Genomic DNA, 10,231 nt, shown 5'->3' on the forward strand with positions numbered 1-10,231 from the left:
AGAGATCAACTTCTATAGCCTGGGCGAAGGGCTGGGATCCACCGTCACTTTTACCGTGCCCCTCTACCGCCAGCCGCTCCTGGGCGGGGAGGCGAGCCCAGCTCAAAAAGGTTCCCCCGAGGATACAGATCCTAACCTAATCTCCTATCCGGCCCAGTGCTGATCCAGCAATGCCCTATCCCCGCAAACGGTTTGGCCAGCATTGGCTTAAGGATCCCACGGTTCATGAGGCGATTTTGCGGGCTGCCCAGTTGCCGCCCCCTCAGAGGGATCCTCCGTGGGTTCTGGAGATCGGCCCTGGCACTGGGCAGTTGACGCAGCGGTTGCTGGCCCAGGGCGTACATGTGGTGGCAGTGGAGATCGATCGAGATCTGTGTCGGCTGCTGCAAAAGCGCTTCGCCGACCAACCCCGCTTTCACCTGGTGGAAGGAGATTTTCTTCGCCTGCCGCTCCCGCCTCAGCCCCGCCTGCTGGTGGCCAATATCCCCTATAACCTCACCGGCCCAATTTTGGAGAAAGTGCTGGGATCCCCGGCCCAACCGGTGAGGCAGTTTGAGCGCATCGTCTTGATGGTGCAAAAAGAGCTGGCTGAGCGCCTGCAGGCCGGCCCTGGCAGCAGGGCCTACGGTGCTTTGAGTGTACGGGTGCGTTACCTAGCTGAGTGCGAGCTCATCTGCCGCGTGCCCCCCAGCGCCTTCCGGCCTCCTCCCCAAGTGGAATCGGCAGTGGTTCGCCTCACTCCCCGCCCTGCCCCCATCCCCGCCCGCGATCCCCGCTGGTTCTCCCAACTGGTTTGCCAGGGCTTCTCCACCCGCCGCAAGCAACTTGTCAACGCTCTAGGAGGCCTCGTGGATCGCCAGACCGTGGCCGCCGCTCTCGCCCAGCTCCGCCTCAGCCCCACGGCCCGTGCCGAAGAGCTGGATCTGCCCGATTGGCTGGCCCTGAGCGATCTGCTACTGGAGCAGACACCTAGGATGGCTGCCGTTTCCGGCGAGGGAAAACCGCGGTAGGGTGAGAGGAAGTCCTCAAGGGTTTTTCACCAGATTCCAAAACAACCTATGCTCAACAACCAGGGCAAACAGATCCTTGTAACTGGCGGTACCGGTGGGCTGGGGTTGGGAGTAACCCCCGTGCTCCTGGACACAGGGGCAGAGTTGACCTTGACCTACCGCCAAGAAGAGGAGTTGGCTGTCTTGCGGCAGCGCCTGCCGGCCAATAGCCTGGGCCAGGTGCGCTGTGTGCAGGTGGATTTGCTGAACGAAGCCGCTGTGGCACAGCTCATTGACGATCTGCCCCGCGTTGATGGCTTGGTGCACCTGGTGGGCGGCTTTGCCATGGGCCCCACCCACGAGTACAGCCTAGAAGATTGGCGGCGTGACTTTGACCTCAATCTCACCACCACTTTTTTGGCCTGTAAGCACAGCCTGCGCAAGATGTGGCAACAGGGTTATGGACGGATCGTGACCGTGGCCTCCCGAGGGGCGGTAGAGCCGGGATCCCAACTGGCCGCCTACTGTGCTTCCAAAGCGGGGGTGGTGGCCCTGACCCGCACCATTGCCGCCGAAACCAAAGGCACTGACATCACCGCCAACGCAGTTCTGCCCAGCATCATCGACACGCCAGCCAACCGGGCTACCATGGGCTCCGAGCAGGCGGAGCTGTGGGTAAAGCCCGAGTCTATCGGCCAGGTGATCGCCTTTTTGGTCTCGGAAGCGGCGCGGGATCTGAGAGGGGCAGCGATCCCGGTGTACGGCAATGTCTAAGCTGCTTGGTTGACCGCACCCCCAGACGGCCTTCATGATACGAGGGTAGAGGCTTATTTTCGTGCCGTTTTCTTATGCTGAAGCGATTGTTCTCGGGGGGCTGGCGTCGGCAAATTGGCCGCATTGAGGTAACAGGGGTGATCGATGGCAGAACCCGGGAGCGGGTTCTCAAAGCCTTGAAAGAGGTGGAAGAAAGACAGATCCCGGCAGTGGTGTTGCGCATCGACAGCCCCGGTGGGACAGTGGCAGACTCCCAGGAAATCTACAATGCCCTCTCGCGCCTGCGGGAACGCAAGGGCACCCGCATTGTGGCCAGCTTTGGCAACATCGCTGCCTCTGGGGGGGTTTACATTGCCATGGGAGCCGAGAAAATTGTCAGCAACCCCGGCACCATCACTGGCAGCATCGGCGTCATTATCCGCGGCAACAATCTCGAACGGCTGCTGGACAAGGTAGGGATTTCCTTTAAGGTCATCAAGTCCGGCCCCTACAAGGATATCCTTTCCTTTGACCGCGAGCTGACCCCAGAAGAGCGCAACATCCTCCAAGAGTTAATCGACATCACATACGGCCAATTTGTGCAAACCGTTGCTGCCGCTCGCCGGCTGAGCGTGAATGTGGTCAAAACCTTTGCCGATGGACGCATTTTCAGCGGCGAACAAGCTCTGCACCTGGGCGTGGTGGATCGCCTGGGCACAGAAGAGGATGCCCGCCTCTGGGCCGCGGAGCTGGCAGGGCTGCCGCCCGATGCGAAGTTCTGCGATCTACTCCCACGGCGCAGGGGTTGGGCTCGCTTGCTACCGGCGGCAGAGGCATTGGCGCGTCTGCAATTTGAGGTAAGCACCTCAGGCCTGCCCCTGTGGCTCTACACTGGTTCGTGAGAGGCGACCTCCAGAACTGTGAGGATTGGTTCTTCCGCCCCCAAGCCTTATGCCGGCATAAGAGAAAAGCAAAGCCGGAAGCCGCTTTGCCACTCGTTCCTGGCCGGGGGCTGGGGGTGGTGCATCTGGCTTTCTGGAGTTATTCCTCTATTTGCCAGGGATCCTGTGCCAACTCCTCGTCGAAGATGCGGGGGGGACGCACTGCCATCAGCACCTGGCCCAGCAGGGGAGAGGGGGGCAAATTCTCTATCCCCTCCACCGCCACGGCTCCCTCCCGATCCACCAGGAAAACCCCCGCCATTCCTTCCCAGGTGCGAACGGCGCGATCGACCACCAGCAAAATTGGATCCTGTTCTTCTTCAGGTGCCACCGGCCAGCCCAACAGGGATCCCAGCAAACCATTCTCCACCTGCAGGGCGACTGGGTCGGCGGCCCTTTGAATGGCTGGCCAAGCGGGCAAGGCCATCCACGTTTGCCCAGCCACGCTGGTGACCCAACCAAAAAGGCCTTGAGGCTCAACGGCAGGGATCTGCTCCCAGGTGGCAGTAGAAAGAGGCAGGGATCCAGCCACCGGCATCAGGCGGGGCAGATCCTCTTCCGGGCGAAACACCGAAAGCCTGGGCAACGGCTTGCGCTGGGGTTGGGAGCCGGGAGCCAGCGTCGACAAGAGCCGCTCAACCTGTTGGCGGGCCGTTTCGCTGTGGGCATACTGAAAGGCGCGGCCAATGGCCCGGGCTCGCTCCTGTAGATCGCGGGTTTCCTGGGCAGTTTTCCAGGCTTGATAGGCCACCGCATCGCCAGGGTGATCCGTGAACCCTTCCGGGAGCTGCCGCAGTTGGGCATAGTTCTTCATGGCACGGGCGATCTCGTGCGCCTCATCGGCACCTAGGTTGCGGCTGACAATCAGCTCCGCCACCCGGACGCGATCCTGGGGCGAGAGGATGCGCAACTCGTAGAGGATATCGCTGCCTTTTTGGGCAAAGTGCTCCAAAACAGCTAAGCTGGCTCCTGCTTTCGCCATTCCTTCGTAAACCTGGGCGGCGACAATGATCTGGTTTTGGCGGACGGGCTCAAACCCAGTCGCCTCGAAGATGGCCTGGGGAGTCACTTTCTGTCGTTGCAAGCTTTGGCAGGCCTTTGCCCAGTCCAGCCACCCCCCCTCTTTGCGCCGCAGCCGATCCATCAACAGGCTGGGATCTTCCTCCGGAACAGAGGATTCCGGCAAATGCTGACTCATCGCTAGGCTTCCTCCGCAACGACAATAGCCCAAAATAAACTACCCCACCGCCTAGGCAGGTGGGGTTTTAGCGCTACGCGCCGCTGACGCGAATAGCAGCTCTGCAGTTGGCAAGCCAACCACGAACCCCCCTCTCTCCCCCCGTATACAGAGGGAAGGGGGGCAGGCTGGTTTATGGCAGCCCCCCAAAAGTGCAATCACATTCTTGACTCTTGCTCTTGCCGCCTTGTAGCGCACAAACTGCCTCAACGGGCAGAACGCCGAACTGTTCAACCGCCGCCGTTCTGTCTAGCTGCGCGGCTGTTGGTTGACACGTTCCCCCTCCCGCCAGCGAACCTTAGGCCTTGGTTGCGTCCAGCTTTGGGGCTCGCGACGCAGCCACCTCGAGCTTACAGGAGATAGTCAGGACTTGGGTCATACTTATTAGGCGCCATCCCTCCCCACCGTACCGTATGGACGGTGGGGTACCCCGCCTATTGCGATGAACTTTGGTGGGCACACTAGCTCATGCTGACCCGGCTACGGTCGTAGTTGAGCCGAAAAGTGGGATGTACCTTCCCCTGGATGCGGTTCCAGAAGTTGCGCACATTGACGTGCAGGCCAACCCGCTCTGTGCCACGCACCAACATGGCTTGCTGACGAATCCGAATCGCGCGTTGGTGGCCCATCATCAGGCGGCGAGCCAGCTCATCCAGAACGTGAGAACGGCCAGGAGCAGGTGCCTCGGCTGTCTGAACGGTTTGAGCCGGCGCTGCAGCAGCTTCGGAACGATAGGCCACACCCCGATAGAGCAGGTCAAGGTTGGTGGGCAAAACCACCGGCTTGCTCAGGTGGCGGAACCGCCAGTCCAGCCCCCGATAGCGACCCCCCACTTTGCCCGGAGAAACAGTCACCGTCGCCGGTGAGTGGGTGTAACCAACGCCACGGTAAGAGAGTTCCATGATCTTCGCCTCCAAATGTAATAGTCTGCATCCACTTCACTTCCTGAGGAGTGACCCGGGATGTCCCGTGGACAGTCCCAGGGGTTGAGGCGCGTTCCTTCGGGATAGCTCCCTACTTCCGTCCTCCGGCTGCCGTCTTGCTCCTTCCTGGATCGAACAGCACGCGAGAGGATGAACGATTTCTATCTACGTTCTGTATTATAAGCTACGGTTTTGAGGTATCGCTATCAACTTTTAACAAAAATTTCTCCTGATCCCCTGTCTGGCTGCCCGAGAACCCCTACTGGGGTGCAGGGGACCCCCTTCGGGAGCCGGTTTCAGCGTTTTGGGCTGGGCCTTCTACCCTCTCGAGAGGTGAAGAGAGGCATTATCGTGGAAGAATACTCAGGATTGGCTACAAAAGTTCATACTCCTCGGTGGGTGTCTCTGTGCAGGAAGACTTTCGCCTGATTCTGGACATCGTGACGGTGTTGGCGGCAGCAGCGGCGGGGGGCTTTCTGGCAGCGCTGCTGAGGCAGCCGGTGTTGCTTGGGTACCTCCTGGCGGGGATCCTGGTGGGGCCAACGGGTCTGGGGTGGATCAAAGAAGTGGTGCAGGTGGAAACTCTGGCCCAGTTCGGGGTGACCTTTTTGCTATTTACCTTGGGGGTGGAGTTTTCCCTCAAAGAATTGCGCCAGGTGCGGGGGATCGCCATTGGCGGCGGTGCCTTGCAGATCGGCCTGACCATCGCGATCACAGCGGTGCTGGCGGTGGCCAGCGGCTGGCTGACGCCGGTGCAGGGGATCTTCCTGGGGGCGGTGCTCTCTCTGTCTTCCACGGCGGTGGTGCTCAAAAGCCTTACCGAGACCAACCAGATGGGCACGCCCCAAGCTCAGGCCATGCTGGGGATCTTGATTGTGCAGGATCTGGCGGTAGGGCTGATGCTGGCGGTGTTGCCGGCTTTGGATTGTCCTTTGCCGGAGCTGGCGGGATCCCTGGCCAAGTCCCTGGCGGAGATCGGCCTGGTGGGTCTGGGAGCAGTGGTGGGCGGGATGTGGCTGGTGCCCGCTTTCCTGCGGCTTTTGGCGCAGCAGGAGAGCAAAGAAGTGTTTTTGCTGGGGGTGATCAGCCTCTGTGTGGGGATTGCCCTGTTGACGGAGCGGCTGGGCATTTCCAGTGAGATCGGGGCTTTTATCGCCGGGCTGATGATCTCAGAAGTGGAATACGCCGACCAGACCCTGGCTTACGTAGAGCCCTTGCGGGATGTGTTTGCCGCCCTCTTTTTTGCTGCCATTGGCATGCTCATCGATCCCGGCTTTATCGCCGCCCACCTGCCCTTGATCCTAGGGTTAGTGGGGCTGGTGATGGTGGGCAAGTTTTGCCTGGTGGCCCCTTTGGCCGGTCTGTTCGGCTACCCGCTCCCCTCAGCGGTGTTGGTGGGGCTGGGCCTCTCGCAGATCGGCGAGTTCTCCTTTGTCTTGGCCAGTGAAGGGCAGGCGCTGGGGCTGGTGTCGCGGCAACTCTATTTGCTCATCGTCAGCACCACCGCTGTTACCCTGCTCGTCACTCCCTTTCTGCTCAGGGGCGCGCCGCGACTGCTGGCAAACTTACAAGGGATCCCCTTCTGGGCCCGTTGGCTGGAAGGGAGCGAGCAGCCCCGCGCTCTGGCTCCCGACGCTCCCCAAGAGGGGCACGTGGTGGTGTGCGGCTATGGACAGGTGGGGCAAGACATCGTGCGCATCCTGGAAGCCCGTCGCCATCCCCTTTTGGTGATTGACCAGTCGGAACGGGTGATCCAACAGTTGCGCTCGCGCGGGATCCCCTATCTCTACGGCAATGCCGCCAGCGCCCTGGTGCTGGAGAAAGCTTGTCTGTCCCAAGCTCGCGCCCTGGTGATCGCCCTGCCGGATCGCCTGAGCATGCGCCTCTGCTTGAAACGGGCGCTGGAACTGGCGCCCCACCTGGATGTGGTGGTGCGGGCCACCCATGAAGAGGACATCGAGCAGCTCTATCAGTTGGGAGCCCGAGAAGTCGTCCACCCGGAATTTGAGGCCAGCCTGGGGTTGTGCAGCCATGTGCTGCTGAAGCTGGGCGAGCCCCTGGAGGTCATCCAGCAGGAGATTCTGGCCATCCGCAGCAGCCACTACCGCGATTTGCGACCTCTCCACCCCAGTTGCCTGATCCCCACGCCTGTCAGTTGGCTGACACCCCCTTCTCCCCCCCTCCCCGCTCCTGCCAACGGCAGCTCACCTGAGGTGCTGGCCTGGTGGGAACACTGGCAGCGCCCCGTGCAGCCGGAATGGGCAGGGATCTCAGGCTCCGCTGAATAGATCTCTCAGGGGAGCTAGCCAGGATAGGGGATCCGCAGGAGCTGGTTGACCGGCGGGCGAGCCACCTGCAACTGTTTTCCGTCCGGCCACTGGATCTGGATTTCCTTGACCAGCGTTTCGGATCCCAGGCCAAAGTGGGCCACCGGCTCCATCTGACAGAGGTAGCCGCTGCCGGCATCGATGGGACGGATCTGCGTGCGAGTGGGGGTGATCAGCCGCACCAGGGCGCCGCGGGCCGGGGATCCTTGGCGAGTCAGGGGCAAGACCCTTAGCCAGTTGTTGGCATTAGCCAGGGGGCGGTAGAAGCTCAGGGGCTGGGCGCCTGATTCTCCGTGGGCAATGAGCAGCTCCAGGCGACCGTCCCCATCCACATCGGCGACTGCCGCTCCTGTTCCCAATCCCTGCGGCTCGGCAGCCTCTCCAATGTCAATGGCCTGCCAGCAGCCAGAGCGCCAGCCAAACAGGCGGTTGGGCTCGCCGATGTTGTTAAAAAACAGCTCCGGGTAGCCGTCGTTGTCGAAGTCGGCAGCAATCACCGTGCGAATGCGGGAGGGCCTGGCCAGCTCCGGCGGAGCCACGTTCTTAAAGATGCCGCTAGGGGTTTGGATCCAGAGGCGATGCGGCCCTTCCCAATTGCCGTAGACCAAGTCCAGCCGCCCGTCCCCATCCAGATCCACTGCTGCCACGCCGCGCCCGTGCTCGCCGGGATCCGCCAGCCCCACTTCGGCGGCAATTTCTTCAAAGGTGCCATCCCCGCGGTTGCGAAACAAAAAGTTGGGCCCCTGCTCGTTGACAGCAAAAATGTCCATCCGCTGCGAGACCAAGGGCAGGGCCACCAGCCCCCGCCCGCCCGTTACCCGGTTCACCCCCGCCTCTGGTGCCACATCGGCAATCATTTGGCCGGAGGAAAGCTCGTAAAGGCGCATGGGGCCGCCGTAGTTGGCCACGAAAAACCCGTACCGCCCCTGGCCAAAGCGATCCACGCAGGCCACCGAGCGACCGGCCGTCAAGTTGAGGGCATCTTGGTTGTGGGGTAGAGAGAACAGATCCACCCAACGGGATCCCTGCCAGTCGAAGAGGCGATCCCCAAAGCGCTTGCGCCCGCCGAAGGTATCGGTATTCAAAACATAGAGTTCTTCTTGCCCGTCGCCGTCGAAGTCGCCGGCAGCCACCCCGATGGCCATGCGCCCTGCATCGGCCAGAGTATCGTCCACCAGATCCACCAGCGCCTGGCCGTTCCACTTCAAAACCCGATTCGGGCCGCGGAAGCCGCACACAAACAGCTCAAAAGCCCCGTCCCGATCCACATCGCAAACGGCAACCCCATAGAAAAGGGCAGGGGGGTTGAACTGGAGGAGGGAGCTGCAATCTTGAAACATGGGGATCTCGTCGGGCGGATAGGAGAGGCAGGAACTGGTGGAGCTCCAGACTCTAATGGTATGCTAGATCCTCGCTGTAACTTCCCTTTCAACCATGCCACGCATCAAATCTGCCATCAAGCGCGTCAAGATTGCCGAACGAAATCGGCTGCGCAACAAAGCTACCAAGGCCATGGTGCGCGCGCTGATGAAAAAAGTGATCTCCCTCTCCTCTACTTACGCCGCCAACCCCCAACCGGAAACCCTGCAGGAGATTCAAGCGGCGATGAGCGCTGCCTTTAGCCGCATCGACAAAGCGGCCAAAACAGGGGTTCTCCACAAAAACACAGCCGCCCGTCGGAAGGCTCGTCTATCTCGGATTGTGCAACGATCCCTAGCCGCCACAAGTGCCTCCTAAGACAGGGTTTTGGACAGGCGGAGCCCAAAGGTCTCTACTGCTGCCCCGGAAGCAAGCTTAAGCATTTGCCTACCGAGCTTTTTTGACACTCCCACTGACTAAAGTCGGGGGATTCTTACGCAGTCCACAGACGGACTCGCAAAGGCACTGTCAAGACGCCCCTAGACAGTCCCTTGAGACAAAGCCCCAAGGTTCTGCTTACCTTCCTCAGTAGGTTAGCGGCAGCATTGGCATCTGCGTTAACCAGCAACCCTGCTGCCGTTTGGTACAGCCCCCGCTTTACTCGCTTCCCAGATGCTCGCCACCCGTCGGGTTTTTCACCATAGTTAGGTAGCTCCTCCCCATCCAATCGGTGGGAATGAAGACAAAGCTCTGGTTGTTAACCTCGCCTAGGTTGCACTCTTGCTTTTGCCCTTGGTTCCAGCCAAAGATAATTCTCCCAACAGAGTGCTCTAGGCAGGAGTTGACAACCCAAAGAGCGGCTTTGTTGACGGCATCCCGCATCCTACGATTTCTTTTCTCGGTGATACAACCCAGGTGGCGAGACCAAAAGCCCTGCGGTTTATTGGTTCTGAGCCTAGCCACCTCTTGGTTGTACCCCTGGTTAAAGGATTTAACCTTGGGCCCGTCGATGATGAAGCTGTGCCCTAGATTGCTGACACAGGTAAGCCAGTTGTCAACCCCATGGTCAATCGCTAGCGTCTTTGTTGGGCCAAGGGACTGCGGTTGAGGAGGCTTGGCATACACCCACTCCAGGTAAAACACCCCATGGCGGGGCAGAATCCTCAGTTCCTTGATGCTCTCCCACCGCAAGTTGGTGGGGAACTGCACCCAGAAAGCGTCTAGGCCAAACCAGGCCTTGACTTGCTTGCCCACTCTGACCTGCTCTTCTGGGAACTTTGGCCATTGCTTCGGGTAGGCCACGGGGAACAGTCCAGCCTTACAGTACTGTGGCAACCTGGGCTTTGGATCCGGCTGCACTTGCAAAAGCGACTTAAAGCTCGTTAGTGCTTCTGCTACCGATTTGCAAGTCTGCTGTGCAGAGGAGACGTACATCGCCATAAAGTGTCTATTTTTGGCTCTCACCCTCTCTCTGCAGAGCTGGGCATAGTTTACCAGTCGCTTGGTCTTGAAAGAGACTTGGCGAGCATAGTACAGAGCGCAGTTGTAGACCTTGTTGGACTGCTGGCAGAGGTACTCCCGTAGGGCTACTAGCTTCCTGTCCTGAATCAGAACCTGTTGGCATCCATATTTCATTTTTTGTTGATAAGCAGTATGATACAGCCTGTTAATTTAAAATAGGGTACAGGTTTTAAGAGGAAGG

9 protein-coding genes and 1 riboswitch are annotated in these 10,231 nt (G+C 60.1%); of the genes, 5 read left to right on the forward strand and 4 right to left on the reverse strand.

From position 1 onward, the window contains the following. Nucleotides 1–170: 170 nt before the first annotated feature. The 3 genes from rsmA to sppA all read left to right on the forward strand — a co-directional run bounded on the left by rsmA (nucleotide 171) and on the right by sppA (nucleotide 2,644). The gene (rsmA, locus tag NW835_RS10315; protein WP_414365784.1) at nucleotides 171–1,010 is read left to right on the forward strand and encodes a 16S rRNA (adenine(1518)-N(6)/adenine(1519)-N(6))-dimethyltransferase RsmA; all 840 of its coding nucleotides are present in this window, start codon (nucleotides 171–173) and stop codon (nucleotides 1,008–1,010) included. 48 nt (nucleotides 1,011–1,058) lie between these two features. Beyond that, on the forward strand, nucleotides 1,059–1,763 hold the full coding sequence (gene fabG, locus NW835_RS10320) for a 3-oxoacyl-ACP reductase FabG (RefSeq protein WP_414415233.1): 705 nt from the start codon (nucleotides 1,059–1,061) through the stop codon (nucleotides 1,761–1,763). A gap of 74 nt (nucleotides 1,764–1,837) precedes the next feature. Further along, nucleotides 1,838–2,644 (forward strand): signal peptide peptidase SppA, encoded by an 807-nt coding sequence (sppA, locus tag NW835_RS10325; RefSeq protein WP_414365786.1) that lies wholly within the window; start codon nucleotides 1,838–1,840, stop codon nucleotides 2,642–2,644. A gap of 139 nt (nucleotides 2,645–2,783) precedes the next feature. On the opposite strand, the gene raf1 is transcribed toward sppA, so the two are convergent. Continuing rightward, nucleotides 2,784–3,881: a RuBisCO accumulation factor 1 gene (gene raf1, locus NW835_RS10330; protein ID WP_414415234.1), complete on the reverse strand. Its 1,098-nt coding sequence runs from the start codon at nucleotides 3,879–3,881 to the stop codon at nucleotides 2,784–2,786. Between the two features lie 500 nt (nucleotides 3,882–4,381). After that, nucleotides 4,382–4,822, reverse strand: a complete 441-nt coding sequence (locus tag NW835_RS10335; RefSeq protein ID WP_414365788.1) for a DUF4278 domain-containing protein — start codon at nucleotides 4,820–4,822, stop codon at nucleotides 4,382–4,384. Nucleotides 4,823–4,910: 88 nt separating this feature from the next. Next, nucleotides 4,911–5,002: riboswitch (Glutamine riboswitch) on the reverse strand. A gap of 248 nt (nucleotides 5,003–5,250) precedes the next feature. Between NW835_RS10335 and NW835_RS10340 the strand changes: the two genes are divergently transcribed. Next, entirely contained in the window at nucleotides 5,251–7,131 is a 1,881-nt protein-coding gene (locus NW835_RS10340) for a cation:proton antiporter (RefSeq protein WP_414415235.1), read from the forward strand. 14 nt (nucleotides 7,132–7,145) lie between these two features. Here NW835_RS10340 and NW835_RS10345 read toward each other — a convergent pair whose 3' ends face one another. Beyond that, nucleotides 7,146–8,510, reverse strand: coding sequence for a CRTAC1 family protein (locus NW835_RS10345; protein WP_414415236.1), 1,365 nt, complete (start codon nucleotides 8,508–8,510; stop codon nucleotides 7,146–7,148). Nucleotides 8,511–8,604: 94 nt separating this feature from the next. Here NW835_RS10345 and rpsT point away from each other — a divergent pair, with 94 nt between their 5' ends. After that, nucleotides 8,605–8,907: a 30S ribosomal protein S20 gene (gene rpsT / locus NW835_RS10350; RefSeq protein ID WP_414334928.1), complete on the forward strand. Its 303-nt coding sequence runs from the start codon at nucleotides 8,605–8,607 to the stop codon at nucleotides 8,905–8,907. A gap of 279 nt (nucleotides 8,908–9,186) precedes the next feature. Here rpsT and NW835_RS10355 read toward each other — a convergent pair whose 3' ends face one another. Continuing rightward, nucleotides 9,187–9,831 (reverse strand): transposase, encoded by a 645-nt coding sequence (locus NW835_RS10355; protein WP_414415237.1) that lies wholly within the window; start codon nucleotides 9,829–9,831, stop codon nucleotides 9,187–9,189. Nucleotides 9,832–10,231 lie beyond the last annotated feature (400 nt).

Origin of the sequence: Synechococcus sp. OH2, assembly GCF_047462155.1 — a bacterium.
GTDB lineage: Bacteria > Cyanobacteriota > Cyanobacteriia > Thermostichales > Thermostichaceae > Thermostichus.